This window comes from Enterococcus sp. DIV2402, assembly GCF_017426705.2.
GTDB classification, from domain to species: domain Bacteria; phylum Bacillota; class Bacilli; order Lactobacillales; family Enterococcaceae; genus Enterococcus_F; species Enterococcus_F lowellii.
This window is the reverse complement of the sequence record NZ_CP147251.1, coordinates 1742887-1766164: the sequence shown is the minus strand read 5'-3', so window position 1 is coordinate 1766164 and position 23278 is coordinate 1742887. Positions and strand designations below refer to the sequence as shown.

20 protein-coding genes are annotated in these 23278 nt (G+C 36.0%); 6 read left to right on the top strand and 14 right to left on the bottom strand.

From position 1 onward, the window contains the following. Positions 1-4 precede the first annotated feature (4 nt). Both pcrA and DOK78_RS08550 read right to left on the bottom strand, forming a co-directional pair. The gene (gene pcrA, locus DOK78_RS08555; RefSeq protein ID WP_207940748.1) at positions 5-2263 is read right to left on the bottom strand and encodes a DNA helicase PcrA; all 2259 of its coding nucleotides are present in this window, start codon (positions 2261-2263) and stop codon (positions 5-7) included. A gap of 133 nt (positions 2264-2396) precedes the next feature. Further along, positions 2397-3860 carry an alpha-amylase gene (locus DOK78_RS08550; protein ID WP_207940749.1) on the bottom strand — a complete coding sequence of 488 codons (1464 nt, stop codon included), beginning with the start codon at positions 3858-3860 and terminating at the stop codon, positions 2397-2399. Positions 3861-4017: 157 nt separating this feature from the next. Between DOK78_RS08550 and DOK78_RS08545 the strand changes: the two genes are divergently transcribed. The 3 genes from DOK78_RS08545 to DOK78_RS08535 are packed head-to-tail and all read left to right on the top strand — an operon-like array spanning position 4018 to position 7610. After that, positions 4018-4773, top strand: a complete 756-nt coding sequence (locus tag DOK78_RS08545) for a DeoR/GlpR family DNA-binding transcription regulator (RefSeq protein WP_207940750.1) — start codon at positions 4018-4020, stop codon at positions 4771-4773. Next, positions 4770-5681, top strand: a complete 912-nt coding sequence (gene pfkB, locus DOK78_RS08540; RefSeq protein WP_207940751.1) for a 1-phosphofructokinase — start codon at positions 4770-4772, stop codon at positions 5679-5681. The genes DOK78_RS08545 and pfkB overlap by 4 nt, the downstream gene beginning before the upstream one ends. A gap of 12 nt (positions 5682-5693) precedes the next feature. Then, entirely contained in the window at positions 5694-7610 is a 1917-nt protein-coding gene (locus DOK78_RS08535; RefSeq protein ID WP_207940752.1) for a PTS fructose transporter subunit IIABC, read from the top strand. A gap of 20 nt (positions 7611-7630) precedes the next feature. Here DOK78_RS08535 and DOK78_RS08530 read toward each other — a convergent pair whose 3' ends face one another. After that, positions 7631-8953 carry a hypothetical protein gene (locus tag DOK78_RS08530; RefSeq protein WP_207940753.1) on the bottom strand — a complete coding sequence of 441 codons (1323 nt, stop codon included), beginning with the start codon at positions 8951-8953 and terminating at the stop codon, positions 7631-7633. Between the two features lie 130 nt (positions 8954-9083). Between DOK78_RS08530 and DOK78_RS08525 the strand changes: the two genes are divergently transcribed. Further along, positions 9084-9239: an SPJ_0845 family protein gene (locus DOK78_RS08525; RefSeq protein ID WP_207940754.1), complete on the top strand. Its 156-nt coding sequence runs from the start codon at positions 9084-9086 to the stop codon at positions 9237-9239. 43 nt (positions 9240-9282) lie between these two features. Here DOK78_RS08525 and yihA read toward each other — a convergent pair whose 3' ends face one another. The 4 genes from yihA to DOK78_RS08505 all read right to left on the bottom strand — a co-directional run bounded on the left by yihA (position 9283) and on the right by DOK78_RS08505 (position 13278). Beyond that, on the bottom strand, positions 9283-9867 hold the full coding sequence (gene yihA / locus DOK78_RS08520) for a ribosome biogenesis GTP-binding protein YihA/YsxC (protein ID WP_207940755.1): 585 nt from the start codon (positions 9865-9867) through the stop codon (positions 9283-9285). A 62-nt stretch (positions 9868-9929) separates the two neighbouring features. Next, positions 9930-11174 carry an ATP-dependent Clp protease ATP-binding subunit ClpX gene (clpX, locus tag DOK78_RS08515; protein ID WP_207940756.1) on the bottom strand — a complete coding sequence of 415 codons (1245 nt, stop codon included), beginning with the start codon at positions 11172-11174 and terminating at the stop codon, positions 9930-9932. 202 nt (positions 11175-11376) lie between these two features. Further along, entirely contained in the window at positions 11377-12429 is a 1053-nt protein-coding gene (locus DOK78_RS08510) for a zinc ribbon domain-containing protein (RefSeq protein ID WP_207940757.1), read from the bottom strand. A gap of 15 nt (positions 12430-12444) precedes the next feature. Further along, a complete protein-coding gene (locus tag DOK78_RS08505) occupies positions 12445-13278 on the bottom strand; it encodes a serine hydrolase (RefSeq protein ID WP_207940758.1) in 834 nt (277 codons plus the stop codon). Between the two features lie 201 nt (positions 13279-13479). Here DOK78_RS08505 and DOK78_RS08500 point away from each other — a divergent pair, with 201 nt between their 5' ends. Continuing rightward, positions 13480-13920 carry an NUDIX hydrolase gene (locus DOK78_RS08500; RefSeq protein WP_207940759.1) on the top strand — a complete coding sequence of 147 codons (441 nt, stop codon included), beginning with the start codon at positions 13480-13482 and terminating at the stop codon, positions 13918-13920. A gap of 46 nt (positions 13921-13966) precedes the next feature. On the opposite strand, the gene tig is transcribed toward DOK78_RS08500, so the two are convergent. The 5 genes from tig to DOK78_RS08475 all read right to left on the bottom strand — a co-directional run bounded on the left by tig (position 13967) and on the right by DOK78_RS08475 (position 18404). Next, complete coding sequence (tig, locus tag DOK78_RS08495) at positions 13967-15247, bottom strand: trigger factor (protein WP_207940760.1); 1281 nt, start codon at positions 15245-15247, stop codon at positions 13967-13969. A 116-nt stretch (positions 15248-15363) separates the two neighbouring features. Beyond that, the gene (locus DOK78_RS08490) at positions 15364-16281 is read right to left on the bottom strand and encodes a hypothetical protein (RefSeq protein WP_207940761.1); all 918 of its coding nucleotides are present in this window, start codon (positions 16279-16281) and stop codon (positions 15364-15366) included. A 166-nt stretch (positions 16282-16447) separates the two neighbouring features. Continuing rightward, entirely contained in the window at positions 16448-17080 is a 633-nt protein-coding gene (locus tag DOK78_RS08485; protein WP_339076089.1) for an RDD family protein, read from the bottom strand. A 1-nt stretch (position 17081) separates the two neighbouring features. Continuing rightward, positions 17082-18104, bottom strand: a complete 1023-nt coding sequence (sppA, locus tag DOK78_RS08480) for a signal peptide peptidase SppA (protein ID WP_207940763.1) — start codon at positions 18102-18104, stop codon at positions 17082-17084. A gap of 15 nt (positions 18105-18119) precedes the next feature. Continuing rightward, on the bottom strand, positions 18120-18404 hold the full coding sequence (locus tag DOK78_RS08475) for a hypothetical protein (RefSeq protein WP_207940764.1): 285 nt from the start codon (positions 18402-18404) through the stop codon (positions 18120-18122). 381 nt (positions 18405-18785) lie between these two features. Between DOK78_RS08475 and glmS the strand changes: the two genes are divergently transcribed. Further along, positions 18786-20597: a glutamine--fructose-6-phosphate transaminase (isomerizing) gene (gene glmS / locus DOK78_RS08470; RefSeq protein ID WP_207940765.1), complete on the top strand. Its 1812-nt coding sequence runs from the start codon at positions 18786-18788 to the stop codon at positions 20595-20597. Positions 20598-20636: 39 nt separating this feature from the next. On the opposite strand, the gene namA is transcribed toward glmS, so the two are convergent. Beyond that, positions 20637-21653, bottom strand: a complete 1017-nt coding sequence (gene namA, locus DOK78_RS08465; RefSeq protein ID WP_207940766.1) for an NADPH dehydrogenase NamA — start codon at positions 21651-21653, stop codon at positions 20637-20639. Positions 21654-21717: 64 nt separating this feature from the next. Beyond that, complete coding sequence (locus tag DOK78_RS08460; protein WP_207940767.1) at positions 21718-23139, bottom strand: glycoside hydrolase family 1 protein; 1422 nt, start codon at positions 23137-23139, stop codon at positions 21718-21720. Between the last annotated feature and the right edge of the window lie 139 nt (positions 23140-23278).

Below are 23278 nucleotides of genomic sequence, written 5' to 3'. Positions count from 1 at the left end.
TTACTTATATTTTTTCAATTGGGGCAAATGCCGCCAATAAACGTTTTACTCCTTGCTGTGCAAATGCCACGTCTAATTCCATGTCTTTTGCAGTACCGCTCACACGCACAACAGTTCCAGTTCCCCATTTTTTATGACTAACCTTATCGCCAGCTTTCCAATTTCCCGCATCGCCACCGGTTTCTTTTTTCGTAGAAACAGCTGGTTTAGTTGGTTGAGCTTGCTGATACACAGGTTTAAATACTTTCGGATTAAATGTTCCTCGAGAGCCATTTGTTTGAACAGGTTGGGCTGCTCGTGCACTTGTCCCCTCCACTAAATCTGATTCAATTTCTGCTACAAAGCGAGAAGGCTGATTGTATTGGGTACGGCCATATAAGGTACGCGAAAATGCGTTGGTGAAGTAAAGCTTCTCTTCCGCTCGAGTAATGCCCACATAAGCCAAACGACGCTCTTCTTCTAATTCACTTTCTTCCATTAATGAACGAGAAAGCGGGAATAAATTTTCTTCCATTCCGACTAAAAATACCACAGGAAATTCTAAACCTTTTGCCGCATGCAAGGTCATTAAAGTCACTTGCGTTGTTTCTTCTTCATAATTATCTAAATCTGAAAATAATGCTAAATCGTTTAAGAAAATAGATAACTTATCTTCTGGTGCATCGCCTTCTTCTTCAGAACGATTTTCGTATTGTTTATCAAATTCTTTGGTAACTGTTAAGAATTCTTCCAAATTTTCTAAACGAGCTTGTGATTCCAATGTATTTTGAATACGTAATTCATCCTTATAGCCACTTTTCTCTAAAACTTCTTCAGTTAATTCAGTAATGGTTAAATATGGAATCATTTGATGAAATTCTGCCATAATTTGGCCGAACTTACCAAGTTCCTTAGCTGCTTTTCCAGTAACAGTACTCAATTCAATATTTTGGGCAGCTTCTAATAATGGAAACCCATGTAATTCAGCAAATTGACGCAATTTGTCTAAAGAACCTGGTCCAACGCCTCGTTTTGGCACATTAATAATTCGCTCTAAGCTAAGTGAATCATCCGGATTTGCAATGGCACTTAGATAGGCTAAAATATCTTTAATTTCTTTCCGATCGTAGAATTTATGTCCTCCCACCATCGTATAAGGAATGTTAGATTTAACCAAAATATCTTCGACAGCACGAGATTGGGCATTCGTCCGATACAGCACTGCAAAATCGCCATAATCGCGGCCTTCATTGGCAATTTGATTTTGTATTTCGCGTATAACAAACTGTCCTTCATCACGTTCTGTTTGTCCACGATAATATTTGATACGTGGTCCTTCATGATTTTCTGTCCATAAATTTTTATCGCGACGATTGCGATTATTTTGAATGACTTGGTTCGCTGCTTCTAAAATTGTTTTTGTTGAGCGGTAGTTTTGTTCTAGCAAAATGACTTCAGCTTCTGGATAGTCTTTTTCAAAGTCCAAAATATTTTGCATATCAGCGCCACGCCAACCATAGATACTTTGATCGGCATCACCGACAACACACAAATTTTTAAACCGCGCTGCTAGCATATTAACTAAAGTATATTGCGCATGGTTGGTATCTTGATATTCATCTACATGAATATATTGGAATTTATTTTGATAAAAGGCTAACGCATCTGGATTTTCTCTGAATAAACGAATGGTGTTCATAATTAAATCGTCAAAGTCCATACATTGATTTTGACGTAATTCTTTTTGATACACTTCATAACAGCGACCAACAATTTGCTCAAAAAAATCACCTTGTAAATCTTGATAATCAGCAGGGGTTTGTAACGCATTTTTTGCATTCGAGATTGCCCCTAAAATAGAACGAGGGTCATATTTTTTCGGATCAATATTTAACTCTTTTAATACTCGTTTCATCAAGGTTAATTGTTCTGATGAGTCAATAATAGTAAAATTGCGGGAGTAGCCAATATGATCAACGTCACGTCGTAAAATTCGGACGCACATTGAGTGAAAGGTTGATACCCAGACATCTTCGCCTTCTCTACCTAATAAATCTTTCACACGTTCTTTCATCTCTTTGGCTGCTTTATTGGTAAAGGTAATGGCTAAAATATTCCAAGGATTCATTCCTTTTTCTTCAATTAAATACGCAATGCGATGTGTTAGCACACGCGTTTTTCCACTTCCGGCACCAGCCATTAATAAGAGCGGTCCTTCTGTGCAGACAACCGCTTCTTTTTGTTTGGGATTCATTCCATTTAATAGTCTTTCTTTGGATGACATTCGACAAACATCCTTTCTTTATCAATCCTCTCAATTATAGCATTATCCGTCATTTCATAAAACCGAACAACATGATTTCCAAGAAAATTTACAAAAAAACTGACTATTTCTTTTGAAAATAGTCAGCTTATATTTATCGCAATTGGTTAGCAACCTCTTCTTGGACATAGACAGAAACCTGTCCATCATTTACTGGAAAGACACCTTTGCCATTTTCATCAAGGACAACTTTTGTTTCATTATTTCCTAAGACATCGACAAATGTTTTGTCGCGATGAATCGCACTAACCGTCATTTCTTTCTCACTGCCTTTACCATTCGTCATAACAACAGCTATACCCGAAGCAGGATCTTCAAAGTCGCCTGTTAAAACCCAACCAATACAGTCTGGATTATCAAAATAATCAATTTGATTCCCAAAATCTGTTTCATTTCGCAGTCTTAACAAAGCATGCAAATCATCCCCAACTGGTTGAATATCTTGCGCAGGAATACCATATAAATCTCCCCAGAACACAACCGGTATTCCTTGTTTACGAAGAAGCGTTAAAGTATAGGCATGTACTTTAAACCAACCGTCAATCCACGATTCTAAGCTTTGCCCTTTTTGCGTATCATGATTATCGACAAAAGTAACTGCAAAATCCTCACGAGAATCAACAAGCGTATGATTAAAAATTTGCGTCATATCGAATTCACCATTGGAATTTGCTGCTTCATAAAAATTAAAATGCAGCGGTACATCAAATAAATAAATTAAATTTCCTGACGAATCAAGATAGGTTTCTAATTTTTCCAAATCGTTCGACCAATATTCACCGACAACAAAAAGGCTTTTACCTTTTTCTTCACGACGATTGATTAACCAATCTACATAATAATCAAATTGAATATGTTTCACGGCGTCTAAACGGTACCCATCAACATTGGTTAATTCTTGATACCATTTTCCCCATTTATCCAACTGCTCAACTGTTTCAGGGTTTTCCATATCTAAATCGCAGCCCATTAAATAGTCGAAATTGCCATCTTCTTTATCGACTTCTTCATCCCAACCTTTATCGGCAAAATTATAAATTGCGTGTTCTTTGGTACGTGCATCATAATCAACACCAGAAAAATTTTTCCACGTCCAAACATAATCGTTGTACGTACCTTTTCGACCAGGATACGTAAATTTTGTCCATGCTTCAATTTCTTCTTCACCGCTGACTGCTTCTGTTCGATTCTCTGTATTGTATTGAACGGCAGGCACCGTTTCTGTTTCATCAGCGCCCATCAAATGATTAAAAACAATATCTGCATATACTTCCAATTCATTTTCATGTAAAGCTTGAATTGCCTGAAGATATTCGTCTTTTGTTCCATATTTTGTAGGAACTGTATCCTTTTGATCAAATTCTCCTAGATCATAATGGTCATAGACACCATATCCTACATCTTTAATCCCTGATGATGCTTTGTATGCTGGTGGTAACCACACAGCTGTAAAACCTAAGTCATGTAATTCTTTTGCTTTTTTTTGAATTGTTTGCCAATGTGTGGCATCAGCAGGTAAATCCCATTCGAAACCTTGTAAAATTGTTTTGTTTTTCATATGATGACCTCCCATATCTTCATTAAGCAAATTTTCTATTTATTTGTCAAATAATAGCTTGTTTTCATAAAATGATTTATTTTGAATGTTTTCTACTGTTTTTGATTGATTTAAGCAAATAGGCATGTTAAAATACTCGATGAAGAGGTGAATGAAAATGCTTACAGAAGAGAGATATCAACATATCTTAACAAAAGTGGAAGAAAATGACATTGTTACGATTAATGAACTTCTACTCCCCCTCAAAGCATCGGAGTCTACCATTCGTCGAGATTTACAAAATCTGGAAAACCAAGGATTGCTCACTCGTATCCACGGCGGTGCAAAAAAACGACCCCGGTTGAATTTTGAAGCCACGATGAATGAGAAACAGCAACAGTTTCATACCGAGAAACTTGCTATCGCAAAAGCGGCAGCAAGCTTAATCACAAAAGAAGACGTTATTTACTTGGACGCGGGCACAACAACAATCGAAATGATTCCATTTATTCCAAATGATTTATCTATAAAAGTTGTGACCAATTCCGTGAAACACGCCTCTCTTTTAGTTGATCGAGAAATTGAAACAATTATTCTCGGCGGTGCAATCAAACTTTCTACAAATGCGACCCTAGGTTATGAAACATTGCGGCAATTAAAGCAATTTCATTTTAGTAAAGCATTTATGGGAATGAACGGTGCCCATTTAGAAGCTGGTTTCACCACTCCTGATCCAGAAGAGGCTGTCGTTAAGAAAATTGCTATGTCACAAAGTCAAATTGCTTTTGTTTTGTTGGATTGCTCCAAATTTCAACAGACAACCTTTACCCAAGTTGCATCATTAAAAGCAGCTGAAATTATTACAAATGAATGTCCAAAAGATATTTATCGTAAATTTCAACTGCAAACTAAAATTATGGAGGTAAAATCATGATTTACACAATGACTTTAAACCCTTCGATTGATTATATTGTTCATGTAAAGGATTTAAAAATGGGCGATGTCAATCGTATGTCACAAGACTTCAAACTTCCTGGTGGAAAAGGAATCAATGTTTCTCGTATCTTACAAAGAATTGATTCGACTTCTACTGCGTTAGGATTTTTAGGAGGATTTACAGGTTCTTTCATTGAAAACTGGATGGAACAAGAAGGCATTGATTGCCAATTCACACCAGTGAAAGAAGATACACGGATTAATGTCAAGCTAAAAGCCGAAGAAGAAACTGAGATTAATGGATTAGGTCCTGCTCTCTCTGATGAAGAAATTCAAAACTTGAAAGACGCGTTATCCGTTGTTTCTTCTGGTGATATTGTCGTTCTTTCAGGAAGTACTCCAGCAGGCTTGCGCAAAGGATTCTATCAAGAATTGATTCAATTAATTGAAGAAAAAGGCGCAGAATTTGTGATTGATACAACGGGCGATGATCTCTTACAAGCATTGAAACACCGTCCATTACTAGTAAAACCTAATAATCATGAATTAGCTGATTTATACCACACAACATTTGAATCCATCGATGATATTATCGAGCATGGGAAAAAATTATTAGCAGAAGGCGCAAAAAACGTTTTAATTTCAATGGCTGGTGATGGCGCTCTTTTAATTACAGAAGATGGCACTTACCAATCAAATGTTTTAAAACGTGAATTAAAAAATTCTGTGGGCGCTGGTGATTCGATGATTGCAGGTTTTATCGGGCAATATGCAAAAACACAAGATTCGGTTGAAGCGTTCAAATGGGGTGTTGCTTGTGGTAGTGCCACTGCTTTTTCAGATGACTTAGCTGAAGCTGCCTTTATTCAGGAACTACTTCCAGAAGTAGAAATCACAAAATTATAGGAGGTCTATAACATGCAAATCAATGACTTATTAATCAAAGATGCGATGATCATGGATTTACAAGCAACTGATAAAAAAGGTGCTATCGATGAAATGATTCAAAAAATGTACGATGCAGGCAGAATTTCTGACATTGAAACTTATAAAGAAGGAATTCTCGCTCGTGAAGCACAAACTTCAACAGGCTTAGGCGATGGCATTGCTATGCCTCATGCAAAAAATGCGGCTGTTAAAGAAGCGACAGTATTGTTTGCCAAAAGTAGTAAAGGAGTCGATTATGAAGCATTAGATGGTCAACCAACTTATCTGTTCTTTATGATTGCCGCTCCAGAAGGCGCAAATGACACTCATTTACAAGCTTTAGCTGCCCTATCTCGTCAATTAATCAACCCTGATTTTGTTGCAAAACTAAAAGTTGCTAAAACACCTGAAGAAGTTCAAGCAACTTTTGCCGAAGCGGAAAAAGCAGAAGCGGAAGAAAAAGCGGCGGAAAAAGCGGCGGAAGCAACAATTGAAACAACAAGTAATCGTCCATTTATCGTAGCTGTAACAGCTTGCCCGACTGGTATTGCTCATACCTATATGGCAGAAGATTCTTTGAAGAAAAAAGCAAAAGAATTAGGTGTCGATATTAAAGTTGAAACAAATGGTTCTGAGGGCATTAAAAATCGTTTAACAACTCAAGATATTGAACGTGCAACTGGTGTCATCGTTGCTGCGGATAAAAAAGTTGAGATGGCTCGTTTTGATGGCAAACATTTAGTTAACCGTCCAGTTGGTGATGGTATTCGTAAAACAGAAGAACTAATCAATCTTGCCTTAAGTGGTTCTGCTCCAATTTATCATGGTGACGGTAGTGCATCTTCTGAAGAATCAAGCGAAAAAGGTTCTATCGGACAAGAAATCTACAAAAACTTAATGAATGGTGTTTCTCATATGTTACCATTCGTTATCGCTGGTGGGATTTTAATCGCCATTTCATTCATGGTTGATCAATTTATCGGTGTTCCTAATGATGCTTTAGGACAATTAGGTTCTTATAACCAAGCAGCTGCATGGTTTAACCAAATTGGTGGGGCTGCATTTGGCTTTATGTTACCGGTCTTAGCTGGTTTTATTGCAATGAGTATCGGTGACCGTCCTGGATTAGTTGCTGGTTTTGCTGCCGGTGCTTTAGCAAATGCTGGTGGTGCTGGATTCTTAGGCGCTTTACTAGGTGGTTTCATTGCCGGATATGTGATTGTTTTCCTACGCAAACTATTAAAAGGATTGCCAAAGTCATTAGATGGTATTAAAACAATCTTGTTCTATCCTTTCTTTGGATTATTAATTACTGGATTCATCATGTTATTAGTCAATGTTCCTATGAAAGCTATCAATGATGGTTTAAATGGTTTCCTACAAAGTTTAGATGGTGCAAATGCTGCGTTATTAGGTGCCTTATTAGCAGGTATGATGGCGGCTGACTTAGGTGGACCAATTAACAAAGCAGCTTATGTATTCGGTACTGGTACAATTGCTGCAACAGTGGCACAAGGCGGTAGTATCGTGATGGCGGCTGTTATGGCAGGTGGTATGGTTCCACCATTAGCAATCTTTGTTGCAACTCGTTTATTTAAAAATAAATTTACAAAACAAGAAAATGAAGCTGGTTTAACAAACATTGTTATGGGTCTATCATTCGTAACAGAAGGCGCAATTCCATTTGCAGCTGCTGACCCATTACGTGCAATTCCAAGTTTCATTGTTGGTTCAGCATTAACTGGTGGATTAGTCGGTGCATTCGGTATTCGCTTGATGGCTCCTCATGGTGGTATCTTCGTAGTTCCATTGTTATCAAATCCATTATTATACTTAGCATTCGTGGCTATCGGTGCTGTGGTATCTGGTATCTTATTAGGTATTTTAAGAAAACCAATCGAAAAATAAAAAGAAGCGTCAAGTACATGTTACGTACTTGACGCTTTTTCTATTGGATAAATAGTACTTAAAGGCAAAAGTTCTACTTGCAGCTGAACCTCGCCTTTTTTGACAGAAAATACACTTTTCTTTCTGCCCATTTTTTCTTTGCTAAATAAAACATCGGACATGCGTTCTTTTAGTTTTGCTAAAGGAATTTTTGTCACATATTCATCTGGTAAAAAAAAGGTAATAATTGGCGTATAAGATTTATACTTTTTATCATCCAAATTAATGGCTAAATATTGACGCAAATAAAATTCATATGCTTCTAATCCTTCGTCAATTGTCTGATCAACAAACAACGTAATAACTGTCTTCATCTTTCGCTGTCGTTCATTAATCAATGGGAAATAAGCCTGAGTATTTAAGGTTCCTTTTATTCGACTAACCTGTTCTTCTTTTGTCAGTGGATTATACATACGAGTAACAAAATGTGTGGATTGACTCTTAGGAACTGGCTGTAAAAAATCATTTTGATATTGAATGATTTGTAATAAATTAAAAGACGTGCGATATTCCACAAAGGGTTCGCGTAATACACCTACTCCGTTTAACCAACTCAATTGATCAATGCCTAGTTGATTCCGAAACATGCGCTGAAAATGTAAATTCGCCGGCATATTCCAACGATAGGGATCTTTATATAGCTCCACTAAAATCGTTCCAGTTGCTAATTCTTCTACCCTATCAACTTGCTGCACCTCTCTAATCAAGTTTAGAGGTAAAACCTCACTGTATGAAGGACTAAAATACATCTGCCAACAAGACGTTAGACAAAAACCGACATGAAAAATATCAAATCCAGCAAAATAATTCCCATCAATAATCACTTCGCCTTGGGTATTTTTCTTTTTCGGATAATGCGCCATTTCTTCTTCAGATTCAATTATTTTACGATAATTAGGCTGTTCAATATTGTGATATAAAAATTCATCGTAGGAACGAATATATGCAAACGTAGCTTTTTCCATTCGTAACTTGACATAATCAAAAATCATCGGCCGATTTTGTTCAAATTGTTCTTTTGTAAAATAATGACGCTCAAATAACACCTCATTATGCCGTTGAATAACTGTCTCACTCCATTGATCATGAATGCGTAAAATAAAATTATCTCCAAGCATTGCTGCATCAATCAATTTATCTTGAGTCTTTACTGAAAAAGGTAAGATTTGCTGGTTAAATTCAATATATAACGGATTAAATACAATCCGACCAAATGATAAACCATTCCTAATCCACTCTTGATACCGCTTTCCTTTTGGCGGTACAGCTTGTATGTAACAATACATTTTCTCTGTCAGTTGCATTTAATCACCCCCTGGATGTTTCCTTCACATTTATTGTAACATATGTGTTTTCTTTCAGTAGAGTGAAAAAGATTTTTTACGTGTATCTTCAGACTTTTCATGCTAAACTTTCTATAGTGGAGGTGACAGCATGAGTTTAAAATTCCAACGAGATGATTCTTTAGATAAAAAATTTGAAGAATTCGCCTTTTTTCCAGATGAAAAAAAAGAAGAAAAGAAACCAGATATTGAACGTTTCTTAAACCCGACACCTAAGAAAAAAGAAACTGACAAAAAAGATAAATAAAAAGAAGTGTTACAAACAGATTGTTTCTGAATGTAACACTTCTTTATTTGATGGCTTCTTCAATGGCTTGCCATGCTTCTTCTTTTCCTTGTTTCGTAACTGATGAAAAAAGAATAAATTTATCTGTTTTATCAAAATCTAGGGCTTTTTTGATGACACTTTCATGTTTATTCCATTTTCCACGAGGAATTTTATCCGCTTTTGTTGCAACCACAATCACAGGGATCTCGTAGTATTTTAAGAATTGATACATTTGAATATCCTCTTGTGTTGGCGCATGACGCAAGTCAATTAGCGATACGACTGCTCGCAATTGTTCACGTTGAGTTAAATACGTTTCAATCATTTTTCCCCATTTTGCACGCTCTGTTTTAGAAACTTTTGCATAACCATATCCAGGTACGTCTACAAAATGTAATGAATTTTCAATTAAATAAAAATTCAAGGTTTGTGTTTTCCCTGGTTTTGACGAAGTTCGTGCTAAGTTTTTTCTATTAATTAATGTATTAATGAAAGAGGATTTCCCTACATTCGAACGCCCGGCTAAAGCAATCTCAGGTAATTCTGTTTCTGGATATTGCGCTGGAGCAACAGCACTAATCACAATATCGGATGAATGAACTTTCATATGATTCTTCCTTTCGTAAAAACAGGAAACCGGATAGGAAAATCACTATCCGGTTTATTGCCTTACCCTGCTTTTTTTTCTTCTTTATAACTGATTAATGGTTCTGCTTCACCTTTAGCTGCTGCTTCAGTAATCGTTACTTTTTCAATTTCAGCTTTTGATGGTGCTTCAAACATAACATCCATCATAATGTCTTCAATAATTGAACGTAAGCCACGAGCACCTGTATTGCGTTCGATAGCTTTTTGAGCGATAGCTTTTAATGCTCCCGCTTCAAATTCAAGCTCTGTATCATCTAATGACATTAACTTCTTATATTGTTTCACTAAAGCATTTTTAGGTTCTGTCAAAATATGAACCAAATCATCCGTCGTCAATTTATCTAAAGCAGCCATCACTGGTAAGCGTCCGATAAATTCTGGGATTAATCCGAATTTCAATAAGTCTTCAGGGATGATATGTTTCATAACACTTTCATCCTCGGCAATTTTTTGATTGTTTGAACCAAAACCAATTGTTTTTTCACCCATGCGGTTTTTAACAATTGTTTCAATTCCATCAAATGCTCCGCCTACAATAAAGAGAATATTCGTAGTATCAATTTGAATCATCTCTTGATGTGGATGTTTTCTGCCACCTTGAGGAGGAACGCTTGCGGTTGTTCCTTCCAAGATTTTAAGTAACGCTTGTTGCACACCTTCACCAGAAACATCACGTGTAATCGATACATTTTCACTTTTACGCGCAATTTTATCGATTTCATCAATGTAAATAATGCCCTTTTCTGCACGTTCTACATTATAATCTGCGGCTTGTAATAATTTCAACAAGATATTTTCAACATCTTCACCAACATAGCCAGCTTCTGTTAAACTGGTTGCATCTGCAATTGCAAAAGGCACGTTTAAACTTCTTGCTAGTGTTTGAGCTAAAAATGTTTTACCAGATCCAGTTGGTCCGATAAGACAGATATTACTTTTTTGTAGTTCCACATCGTCTTCTTCTGTTTTTTCTACATTTACGCGTTTATAATGGTTGTAAACCGCAACAGCTAATGCACGCTTCGCACGATCTTGTCCAATCACGTATTCATTTAAGACATCAAGAATTTCTTTTGGTTTTGGTACTTCCATAAATTCACGAATCGCTTCTTCGTAGAACTCTTCGTCAATGATTTCTTTACATAATTCAATGCATTCATCACAAATGTAGACACCAGGACCAGCTACGATTTTCTTCACTTCTTCTTGTGCTTTGCCACAAAAAGAGCAGCGTATCGGTTCATTTCCGTTAGTATTGTCGTACATGGTGTTCACCCCTTGATTTTTTCTTTCCGACTGGAAAAAAACATTTCTGACTTTAACAGTCTTTATCCATTTTAGCATAGTTCCTTAGAAAGAAAAAGCCTTTAAGCCTTGAGAATTAAGCTTTCTTAATGTAAAAATTTTCTGATAATAAATGCGTATAAATAAAAAGTCTAAGCGATTTTTCTATCGCCTAGACTTTTCTTTAATTGGTAATCCACACTTCATTAATACCATTTCCTTTAGAAGCGCCATCGGTTAGAACAAGACGTCCAGTAAATGAGGTATAACCATACAAGACTTGGCTCCCACCATTGTCCCATTTAATGGTAATTCTCACGTTAGGGTGAACGGTTTTAGTTGCAGGAATTTTAGTCGGCTTTTGTTCATTGGTCTCATAACTTAGTGTATCACCACTATAATTCTCAACGGTTGCTTTACCAGTTTGAGCATCTTTCGTTACTCGACCATCTGTGCCAATCGTTAGCGAACTTTGATTTTGTTTTTCTTGCGCAAAGTAAAATCCATAGCTAGTTGCCCATGAAGCAAAATCTCCGACAAACACCGGATCACTTTTCTCTTCTTTTTTGTTGGCTTTTTCTTTTTTTGCTTGCTCTTCTTTCGCTTTTTGTTCTTGTTCTGCTTTTTTCTGTTCTGCTTCTTCTTTCGCTTTTGCAGCTTCAATTGCTGGTTGATTTTGAGCATGAATTTCATCTACAACTTTTTTAACTGAAGCATATTCTGAACGCGCTAGAACTTCTTCTGGAATCGTACTTAATTCTAATTCAGATTCTGAATAATTCCCTTCATCAGCTAAACGTTGCGCATTTTCAAGAATATCATCATATTTAGCACTCAAAGGTTCTTCTGAACTAGCCGTTGTTGAAGCAATTGTACTTGCGGTTGTAGAAAGACTGGTTGTCTCGGTAGTTGAAATATCCGTCGCTTCAGTTATAGTTGCTTCTGGTTTGGTTGTAAAAACAGATAATAAAAACCATATAGCTAAACCAATTCCAAAAATAATTAAAAGCAGGGTAATAATCAAGGGATTTGGTCTCTTCTTCTTAATGATTTCTGATCGTTCTGCTTTGACTGGTGAAATTTTTTTCGCAACGACTGGTTCGACAGGCGTTTTTGGGGGTTCTTCTTTAGTTAACGGCACTTCTTTCGGAATTTCTTTTTCTATCTTTGTTCCACATTGACCGCAAAAATTTGCTCCTTCAAGTAATTCTTTGCCACAACTCGGACAGTACTTCATTTTTTACACTTCCTTTTATTTATCATGCCAGGCTTCTAACGCAAAGCTACCAATTGCTTCACGTACGATACCATTGCCATGAACGTCTTCTGTTAAAATAACAATAGCCAACGGATTTTCATCATCTAGAATCAAAGCTACATCATTTTCCACGTTTTCAAGCTCACCAGTTTTATTTGCAATTAATACCTCTTCAGGAAATTTACTCGGTATTTTGGTCCGAATTGTTTGTCCTAATAATAATTGCAACATTTCCGAATAAAGAAACTGGTCTCGATGAAGATAGATAGTTTCTAAAAAGGTCAAAACATCTTTAACTGAGGTATAATTTTCTAACCCTTGGGCTCGTGCATTTTCGTCTAACATTTTTCTTTGTAATTGAGTCGATGTGTAATTAATAGTAAAGAATTCATTTAATGTATCCAGCCCAATAAAATCAATCAAGATATTGGTTGCTTGATTGTCACTATTTTGAATCATTAAACGAACTAGTTCATCCACAGAATAGCCAGCAATCTCCATCGTTTGTTCTAGATGGGTATAGACATACTCCATAATAAATACTTTAATTACACTTGCAGCGATAAATGCTTCTTCTTTAGCATGAGACAATTCTTTTTTGTCGTTAAAATAATAGACCCCATACGCAACCTTATCAGCACTAGCAAGCAGCTCTGTGTCATTGAGTATATATTCTTGAGAACTACTGGAAGATTGGATGGTTGTTTCTAAGGTTTCTTCACGACTAAAAATACTTGTTTCACTCGTCGTTACTTGCGTTACCTGCATCTCTAGTACATTTAAGCTTTTCCAAAGATAGCTACCAAAGATAACGCTAATGACAAGCAAAAAGAAAATTATTCCAATTTTTTTAAATTTGATGTTTACACACTCCTCTAAACTAAATAAAAATAACTATCACTTTAGAATTATACCGTAACAAAACGATGAAAAGCAATCCGTTCCATGCTTTTGTAAAAACAAAGAAATATTGTGTTTTAATTTATTTAAAGATAGGATAGAAATAGTATATTTAAAAGGAGGGTTTTGATGAATGATTTAACGCTTGAAATGCCAGAAGGAAAACTAACTATCCGTGTTGCCGCATGGATTGAACAAGAAAATCAGTTACTCGTGGCTACTTATCCTGATGGCACTATTTCGCTACCCGGCGGTCGCCTTAAATTTTCTGAAACAACACTAGCAGGCATTTATCGTGAACTATTTGAAGAAACGGGTGAACAATTAATAGATGCACAACTTTGGGCAATTATTGAAAATTTTTTTCAGCAAGAAAAACAGCAATACCATGAATTTCTCTATATCTATCGTGGAACAATTCCAACTAAAGAAAATTATGCGAGCGAATCTGAAGAAGAGTTTATCAGTTGGATTTCTAAAGATGATATCTCTGCATTAAAGCCTAGCTGTCTTCAAAAATTAGTTTCAGCTAATCCGTCCTCGCTCATTCATTTAGTAAACATTGACTAATAAAAAAGACGACTTGGATAATAACCAAGTCGTCTTTAATTTAAAATTATGCTTCAACAGCAGTAGAAGTGATTAAATCTACAGCTTTCTTCATGTTGATGTCATGTTTTAACATGTCTTCTGTAAGTACACGACGTACTTGAGCTTCTGGCATGTTGTAGCTTTCTGCTAACTCTTTGATTTCTGCTTCAACTTCTTCTTCAGTAGCTTCTAAGCCTTCAGCAGCAACGATAGCTTCAATTACAAGGTTTGTTTTCACGCGAGTATCTGCTTCGCCTTCAAATTGTTTATGCAAGTCAGCTTCAGTAGAACCAGTTAATTGATAGTACATTTCTGGGTTAATCCCTTGGCGTTGCATGTTGTTTAAGAATTCATCCATTGCACGGTGAACTTCATCGTGAACCATTACGTGTGGTAATTCAACGATTTCAGCATTTTCAACCGCTTGACGAATTGCTGCTTCTTCAACTGCTTCTTTTGCAGCTTTTTCTTTATTTTCTTGGATTTCAGCACGGAATTTTTCTTTTAATTCTGCTAAAGTTTCAACGCTATCGTCAACATCTTTTGCAAATTCATCGTCTAATTCTGGTACTTCTTTGCCTTTTACTTCATGAACAGTTACTTTGAAGACAGCTTCTTTGCCAGCTAAATCTTCTGCTTGGTAATCTTCTGGGAAAGTCACAGTTACTTCTGTGTTGTCGCCAGCTTTTTTACCAACTAATTGTTCTTCAAATCCTGGAATGAATGAACCAGAACCTAATTCAAGTGAATAGTTTTCGCCTTTTCCACCTTCAAAAGCTTCATCGCCTAAGAAACCTTCAAAGTCAATTACTACTGTATCGCCTTCAACAGCAGCATCTTCTTTGATTACTAATTCAGCTTGTTGTTCTTGTTCGCGTTTTAGACGAGCATCTACATCTTCGTCAGTTACTTCACGTTCTTGTTTTTCAACAGTTAGATTTTTGTAGTCACCTAATTTTACTTCAGGTTTAACTGTTACTTCAGCTTTGATTACCCATGCTTCGCCTTTTTCCATGCTTTCAACATCGATTTTTGGTTGAGCAACTGGATCAATTCCAGCTTCTTTTACAGCAGCTTCATAAGCTTCTGGTAATACAGCGTTTAAAGCATCTTCATATAATGCTTCTTCACCGTACATACGGTTAAATACTGTACGAGATACTTTACCTTTACGGAATCCTGGTACGTTAAGGTTTCCTTTCACACGATTAAAGGCTGTTGTTAGGCCTTTTTGAATTTCTTCTTGAGCAATTGAAAAAGTTAATTCACCATTATTGGTGCCTGTTTTTTCCCATTTTGCAGTCATGTATTTCCCTCCGAATTAACAAATAAATTTACATATGAAATAGTTTCATGCATACCTTTAAATAGTACACTATGCCTTGAAAAATGTAAACATTTTGAATGCAACTTCCAATGTTTCTACAGCAATTTTTGATAAATTTCTCTGAGTTCTTGTTTTTTTTGCTGAATTCTTTCATAGTTTTGCAATTGTTCACCAGCTGATTCATCCCCAAAGAGACTTTTATATTCTAATAAATAACTATCTACCCATGCTAAAACTTCTGATTCATTAGGTAAAAAAGGATACAGCAAGGCAAAATGGGCATGGATTTCAGCAATGATCATTTCTTCTAATTGAACATCTTTTAATTGTTTTTGTTTTAACAATTTATGCACTTGTTGTAAGGTTGGTGTTTTTTCTAATAAAGTTAATTCAGACAGATGTACTATTTGTCCACGAATCATCACTTCTCCATCTGCTCCGATTTTCACTAATTCTTCTACTAATTTAGGAATAATAAACGGATTTTTAGCGGTAGGAAGAAATTCTTGGCATAATCGTAAAAAATCAGCAGCTGAACTGTTTTTTAGCCATTCATTCCAAGCTTTTTGTGGTACTGGATAACCTGTACTTTCCCATTCTTGTAATTGTCTTCTTTTCAGCACTCGATCGTTGGCACCAATTAATTCTTGCGCAAATTCTAGTTTTTGTAAATCTTGTTTCAGCTCATCAAAAGATAACACAGTTTGGTGTAACCAACTATGGACTGCTAGATACTGACCATCTAACATCAGTAAGCGCAAATACATTTCAAAACTGCTTGGATTATTCAAGAAATTTTCTAAGTAATCTTCGGCTTGGTCTAACGCTTGAGTAAATTCGCCTAAATGTTGCAAAGTTTCCACTAATTTTTGGCAGTGTTGAAAAGTCGGCTCTAATTGATACAATTGTTCAAATAACTGTTTAGCTGCTAAAAATTCTTGTTGTTCAAATTTTTTATTTCCATTTGCCCATAGGCGTTCAGCCTCATTAGGAAAGGATAAAATCTCTGACATTTTCTTGCCTTCTTTCTAAAAAATAAGTAATCTGTGTCATCTAGTAAATGAATAATGAAATATCCGAACTATTAAGAGTTTGCTTCTCGTCGCAAATTCACCTTACTTAATGGTGGTCTCTGATAATAGTTCGGATATCTTTTTCTTCTATTGATTATACAGTTGTTTAAATTTGAACCTGCTTATTAAATGCTTTAATCATATTTAATGTAACAACGCTTGTATCCGTTAAATAATCACCCACATGCTGTTTACGTTTCGTAAAAGCGGCAGGTAAATAACCTAAATATAAAAATGGATTGGCTTGTAAAATGAAACGACAAGCAACTTCACGAATCAAAACTGTTTGCCAAGATAATTCTTCTTCTTTCAAACCAATGACTCGAATACCAAAAATCATCTTACCAACAGTCTGACCATGATTTAGTTTCGTTAATAGCGTAAAGTAAGCCAAGTAAATACTAATACTCAATAAACCATACAGACTAAATAACGAAGAAGACATCGATAAATGTAATGCCCGAAAAATAACGTTAATTAAGATTTCAGTAATGGCAGCAATACAAAGAATATCGATTAAAAATGCCCATAGACGAATCCAAAATCCCGCATAAAAATACGTAGGAAAGTCATTGATTAATGATTCTTTGGGAGGCTCAACCAATCGTTGCCACGCAGTTTGCTTTTGTTTAATTTCTTCTTCTGTGTATTCTTTTTCTTTAAACGATGTAAGCACTTGTTGATAAAAGTCATCGGGATGATCTGATGTGGTTGATTGCTTTTTTTCTAATGGCTTCATGTTATTCACCTCCATAGTAATATAAAGGTTTTGGCGCATCTGGTGTGCCGATACTTTCAAGGATTGTTAATACTCGGCTACTTTCGGATGGTTTTAATCCTTGAACTTCCGCTAATTTCGAACCAAACCAAGTATTTGCAAAACCGGTTGCTGAAAGTTCGTATTCAATTAATGCAGCATTTTCTAGTTGTTGCTCTGTTCGTAATGCTTCAAGTGCTTCTTCTGGAAAACCTATCGCATCCACTAAACCATTATCCAATGCCTGTTGCCCATCATAAATACGACCATCCGCAATTTTGCGCACTTGATCTTCCGGCATTTGACGACCTTCTGAGACAACTTTTACAAAACGATTATACGAGTTATTTACAAACGTTTGTAACACTTCCTTATCTTCTGCTGTTGCTTTTCGTGCACCAGAACCGACATCTTTTAACGCACCGCTTTTATATGTGGCATCTTCAATTCCCAGTTTTTCAAACAAACCCGCATAATTAACTCCACTCATAATGACCCCAATCGACCCTGTCACTGTTTCATCGGTAGCAAAGATTTTATCTGCTGAAGCAGAAATGTAATAACCGCCACTTGCAGCCATTTGCGTCATCGTTACATAAATCGGCACCTCTAGTTCTTGAATTTTGCGAATTTCTTTAGCAATTTCTGCACTTTGATAAACGCCTCCACCTGGTGAGTTTACTTCTAATAACACGCCGGCAATCGTTGGATCATATTGAATTTGTTTTAACTGTTCCAAAAAGACTTGATGGTTATATCCTTCTGTTGCAAACAAACTGCTACCAGTATCAGAAATTTCACCTTCTACGTACAAATGTGCAATGCGCCGTTGCTCATCTCCAGGCTCAACTACATATTCCGTTAGTTCATTTGTTCCATAAAGCAATGCATTTAAACCACTTAGTGCATCCGATTCTTCTTGTTTCGGTTGTATCAATACAGCAATTCCTGAAAAAATAAATAATCCAACGGCAATTGCTACCGCTACCCATCTCCTTGTATTCATTGACAGTCTCCTTTATCAATATAAATTTTCAATCACAATTACCTGTTCGATTGGTCCATCTGCATTCATTTTCTCCGCTTTTTCAATCAATGCATAGCCACCAAAAAATTCTTCTGTTAAAACATCTTGCACTTTAAATGAACGTGCTTCTTTCATTTGAATAGATTGCGGTAAAATTTCTTGCAAACTGTCCCATCCTGTGTCTAACATGACTTTTGTCTCATCAGATACGTTAGCATTTTCCAATTGTTGTACAATTTCTTTTAGTTCTTTAAAAGTCATCGCTTGAACTTCTGACATACTATCCCCTCTTTCTCTATCATTGTATCGAATTCACTAAAATTTTGATAGGGAAAACCTATTTTTCTCTATTTTTCCAATAATTAAATTAGACCAATTTAATTTTATTAATTTTTTTGTTGACTTATAACGTGATTATGTATATGATTACCAATGTATTTCTAAAAAGAAACAAATAAATATAGACTATACCAATTTTAAGCGCCAGATCTATTAAAAAAATTTGATAGATGACGAGGATAGAGCTTATCGAATATTCGGCGGGTGGCTCTAGGGTCTGCACTCTACAGACAAGTACAAAAAAAGGCTGTGAAGCCTTCACAAAAAACTTGTCACGCAGTTAGAAATACATAATGACAAAAAGAAAGTAGGAAACTCATTATGTGCGGAATCGTAGGAATCGTAGGAAAAGAACATGCAGAAAAAATTATTATTAACGGATTGGAACGTTTAGAATATCGTGGCTATGACTCAGCAGGTCTATTTGTAGCTGATGAACAAAACAATCATTTAATTAAAGCACAAGGTCGTATTAAAAACTTAGAAGAAAAAATGACAGAAGAAGTAAACGGAACGATTGGTATTGGCCATACACGTTGGGCAACACATGGCAAACCATCTGAAGAAAATGCTCATCCTCACACTTCTCAAAATGGTCGTCTAGTTCTTGTTCATAACGGCGTCATTGAAAACTTTGAAGAAATTCGTCAAATGTACTTAACAGATGACACTTTTTATGGTGAAACAGATACGGAAATCGCTGTTCATTTAGTTGCAGCTTTAATGGAAAACGAACAACTTTCAACAAAAGAAGCATTCCAAAAAGCATTGACAATCATTCAAGGTTCATATGCTTTTGCTTTAGTCGATAAAGAAGATGGCGAAACAATCTATGTTGCCAAAAATAAAAGCCCACTATTAATTGGTCTTGGTGATGGCTTCAATGTTATTTGTAGCGATGCTTTAGCAATGCTAGATCAAACAAGTCATTTTGTTGAAATCGTTGATGGTGAAATGGTTACTGTAACTGCTGACGGCATTCAAATTGAAGACGAAAAAGGCAACAATGTTTATCGCGAATCTTATGAAGCACAATTGGATTTAACAGATATTGAAAAAGGAACTTATCCTTATTACATGTTGAAAGAAATTGACGAACAACCGGCTGTTATGCGTCGTCTTGTCCAAGAATATCAAGCAGAAAATGGTGCAATCAAATTAGATCAAGAACTAGTTGATGAAGTCATCACCAGCGATCGTATTTACATCGTTGCTTGCGGTACAAGTTACAATGCTGGTTTAGCTGCCAAACAACTGATTGAAAAAACAACAGAAATCCCTGTTGAAGTACATTTATCAAGTGAATTTGGCTACAACATGCCATTGTTGTCACAAAAACCATTCTTTATTTTCTTAACGCAAAGTGGTGAAACAGCAGACAGTCGTCAAGTGTTGGTCCAAATTAACCGTTTGAATCACCCTTCATTGACAATTACTAACGTGGCAGGTTCAACTCTTTCACGTGAAGCAAAATATACGTTGTTACTACATGCTGGTCCAGAAATTGCTGTAGCTTCAACCAAAGCTTATACTGGTCAAATCGCTGTTTTAGCTCTATTTGCCAAAGGGATTGGTGAAGTGAAACAAATCGCAGCTGCCAAAGAATTTGACGTATTCCACGAACTAGCATTAGTTGCTTCTGCGATGGAAACAATGATTAGTGAAAAAGCTGTCATTTCACAATTGACAGAAGATTATTTAACAGGAACACGCAACGCTTTTTATATTGGTCGTGGCAATGATTACTACGTTTCTTGCGAGGCTTCTTTAAAATTAAAAGAAATTTCATATATCCAAGCAGAAGGTTTTGCAGCAGGTGAATTGAAACACGGAACAATCGCTTTGATTGAAGATGATACACCAGTTATCGGCGTAATCACAGAAGCGCATACAGGCGCTCATACTCGTGGAAATCTAAAAGAAGTTGAAAGCCGTGGAGCAAAAACTGTTGTGATTGCTAGCGAAGACTTGGCAAGACCAACGGATCAATTAGTTTTACCGAATGTACACCCATTATTAACTTCTTTAGTTTCTGTTATTCCAACACAATTAATTGCTTATTTCGCTACTTTACAACGTGGTTACGATGTCGATAAACCACGTAACTTAGCTAAATCTGTGACGGTAGAATAATAAAAAAAGCTTGTCAGCCAAAACGGCTGACAAGCTTTTTTAAAATAACCAACCACGACGGTATTGTTCGGGTGCCTCGATTTCTGTACGTAATTCTTTAGCAGCATGGTATGCCCAATAAGGATCACGAAGTAACTCTCTACCTAAAAAAATTAAATCGGCACGTTCATTTTTTAAAATTTCTTCTGCTTGAATACCTGTTTGAATCAGACCCACAGCACCAGTTCGTATTCCAGCTTCTTTCCGAACCAATTCTGCAAAAGGAACTTGATAACCTGGATAAACATCAATTGTCGCTAACACAACAGCTCCTGAACTAACATCGATTAAATCTACCTCTTGTTCTTTTAACCATTTAGCAACAGGTACATAATCAGCAGGTGTCATACCACCTGTCACATAATCATGAGCAGATATACGCACAAAAATTGCTTTATCCCAAACCTCACGAACAGCAGAAATAACTTCTTTTAATAAACGATAGCGATTTTCTAAAGATCCACCATATTTATCTTGACGGCGATTTGCTAAAGGCGATAAAAATTGGTTGATTAAATAACCATGTGCTGCATGGATTTCTATCATATCAAAATCTGCTTGCTTGGCACGAATTGCAGCTTGACGAAAAGCTGCAATGACATTTTCAATATCTGTTAACGACATCTCTTGGGGTGTTTTTGACTGTTCATCAAAAGCAATTGCTGAAGGTGCAAAGATTTCTTCTGGTAGTTCCGCTTTTCTACCCGCATGAGCTAATTGAATTCCCACAGCTGCACCACTTGCTTTAACAGCACTAGTAATTTTTTTTAATCCTTCAATTTGCTTATCTGACCAAATTCCTAAATCATTCACACTAATACGGCCTTCTGGTTTCACTGCTGTAGCTTCTAAAATAATTAAGCCCACTTGCCCGACTGCACGTGAAGCGTAGTGAGTCACATGCCAAGGTGTCACTTCTCCATCTTTTGCTGAATACATACACATTGGAGACATTACAATCCGATTTTTTAGTGTTAGATTACGAATTTCAATAGATTCAAATAGTTTTTTTGTCATGTATACTTCTCTCCTAACGATTGAAAAACACTTCCTGTTTATTCATCAGAAAGTGTTTCGTTTATTATTTTTCTTTCAAACTTCCACCATTTGTTTCGATAACTTCTTTGTACCAATTAAAACTTTTCTTCTTATAACGATTCAACGAACCTGAACCATCATCGTTACGATCTACATAAATAAAGCCATAACGTTTTGACATTTGTGCAGTTGATGCGCTGACTAAGTCAATACATCCCCATGAAGTATAACCCATTACTTCTACGCCCTCTTCAATTGCTTTACCAACTTGCACTAAATGGTCGTTCATATAATCAATGCGATAATCATCAATCACGGTTAATTCACCATCTGGTCCTTCAACTAATTCGTCAACAGCCCCTAAACCATTTTCAACAATAAACAATGGTATTTGATAGCGATCATAAAATTCATTTAAGATAATATATAAACCTTTAGGATCAATTTGCCACCCCCACTCTGAAGCTTCTAAATAAGGATTTGGGAAACCACCTAAAATATTTCCACGTCCACGTTCGTATTTTTCTGGAGTTGCTGTTGCTGTAATACTCATATAATAACTAAATGAAATAAAATCAACAGTATGTTCTGCTAATAGTTCTTTATCACCTTCAGCAAATTGAATTTCAATATTATTATCTGCAAAATATTTTTTAATATAGTTCGGATATTTCCCACGTACATGGATATCTGAGAATAAATAATTTTGACGATCCGCTTCTAATTTTGCTACAACGTCATCTGGATTAGGCGTCATTGGATACGTAGGCATTGCTAAAACCATACAACCAATTTGGAAATTAGGGTTAATTTCATGACCAATTTTCGTTGCCAACGCACTAGCTACTAATTCATGATGAATCGCTTGATATAAATCTTGTTGTGATAATTCCTCTGGCGGAGTTGCAATCCCTCCACTCATAAAAGGCGCATGCAAAACAGAATTAATTTCGTTAAACGTCAACCAATAATTTACTTTATCTTTATAACGCGCAAAAATGGTACGCACATAGGTTTCATAAAAATCAATCAATTTACGATTAGTCCACCCATCATATTCACGAGCTAAGTGTAAGGGTGTTTCATAATGTGAAATTGTCACTAATGGTTCAATCCCATATTTTAAGCACTCATCAAACACTTTATCATAAAATGCTAAACCAGCTTCATTTGGTTCACTTTCGTCACCTTTCGGAAAAATGCGAGACCATGCAATAGACGTACGGTATACTTTAAAGCCCATTTCTGCAAATAGTTTAATATCTTCTTTATAGCGATTATAAAAATCAATTCCAACTAATTTTAAATTATCTTCTGTCGGTTCATCAGTAACTATTCCGAACCCACCCTTTGGCGTTACGTCTTGAACTGACCAGCCTTTTCCATCTGCATCATACGCACCTTCATACTGATTGGCAGCTGTAGCGCCACCCCACAAGAAGTTTTCTGGGAATTTTCCAACCATTTTTCCACGTCCTTTCAAATTTCAATACATTGTAAACACCTTTATTATAATTGTTTTTTAATAAATATTCAAAATTATTTTTAGCTCAATCCTTTTCAAAAATATGTTAAACTATTCTATATTGGGTGATAAAACGACA

Bases quoted from the DNA above. Each gene is read 5' to 3' on its own strand.
- sppA (WP_207940763.1), bottom strand. From the start codon at position 18,104: ATGAATACAAGGAGATGGGTAGCGGTAGCAATTGCCGTTGGATTATTT.
- DOK78_RS08510 (WP_207940757.1), bottom strand. From the start codon at position 12,429: ATGAAGTACTGTCCGAGTTGTGGCAAAGAATTACTTGAAGGAGCAAAT.
- DOK78_RS08490 (WP_207940761.1), bottom strand. From the start codon at position 16,281: ATGTCAGAGATTTTATCCTTTCCTAATGAGGCTGAACGCCTATGGGCA.
- pcrA (WP_207940748.1), bottom strand. From the start codon at position 2,263: ATGTCATCCAAAGAAAGACTATTAAATGGAATGAATCCCAAACAAAAA.
- DOK78_RS08475 (WP_207940764.1), bottom strand. From the start codon at position 18,404: ATGTCAGAAGTTCAAGCGATGACTTTTAAAGAACTAAAAGAAATTGTA.
- DOK78_RS08460 (WP_207940767.1), bottom strand. From the start codon at position 23,139: ATGGTTGGAAAATTCCCAGAAAACTTCTTGTGGGGTGGCGCTACAGCT.
- yihA (WP_207940755.1), bottom strand. From the start codon at position 9,867: ATGAAAGTTCATTCATCCGATATTGTGATTAGTGCTGTTGCTCCAGCG.
- glmS (WP_207940765.1), top strand. From the start codon at position 18,786: ATGTGCGGAATCGTAGGAATCGTAGGAAAAGAACATGCAGAAAAAATT.
- DOK78_RS08500 (WP_207940759.1), top strand. From the start codon at position 13,480: ATGAATGATTTAACGCTTGAAATGCCAGAAGGAAAACTAACTATCCGT.
- tig (WP_207940760.1), bottom strand. From the start codon at position 15,247: ATGACTGCAAAATGGGAAAAAACAGGCACCAATAATGGTGAATTAACT.
- DOK78_RS08530 (WP_207940753.1), bottom strand. From the start codon at position 8,953: ATGCAACTGACAGAGAAAATGTATTGTTACATACAAGCTGTACCGCCA.
- pfkB (WP_207940751.1), top strand. From the start codon at position 4,770: ATGATTTACACAATGACTTTAAACCCTTCGATTGATTATATTGTTCAT.
- DOK78_RS08545 (WP_207940750.1), top strand. From the start codon at position 4,018: ATGCTTACAGAAGAGAGATATCAACATATCTTAACAAAAGTGGAAGAA.
- namA (WP_207940766.1), bottom strand. From the start codon at position 21,653: ATGACAAAAAAACTATTTGAATCTATTGAAATTCGTAATCTAACACTA.
- DOK78_RS08550 (WP_207940749.1), bottom strand. From the start codon at position 3,860: ATGAAAAACAAAACAATTTTACAAGGTTTCGAATGGGATTTACCTGCT.
- clpX (WP_207940756.1), bottom strand. From the start codon at position 11,174: ATGTACGACAATACTAACGGAAATGAACCGATACGCTGCTCTTTTTGT.
- DOK78_RS08535 (WP_207940752.1), top strand. From the start codon at position 5,694: ATGCAAATCAATGACTTATTAATCAAAGATGCGATGATCATGGATTTA.
- DOK78_RS08485 (WP_339076089.1), bottom strand. From the start codon at position 17,080: ATGAAGCCATTAGAAAAAAAGCAATCAACCACATCAGATCATCCCGAT.
- DOK78_RS08525 (WP_207940754.1), top strand. From the start codon at position 9,084: ATGAGTTTAAAATTCCAACGAGATGATTCTTTAGATAAAAAATTTGAA.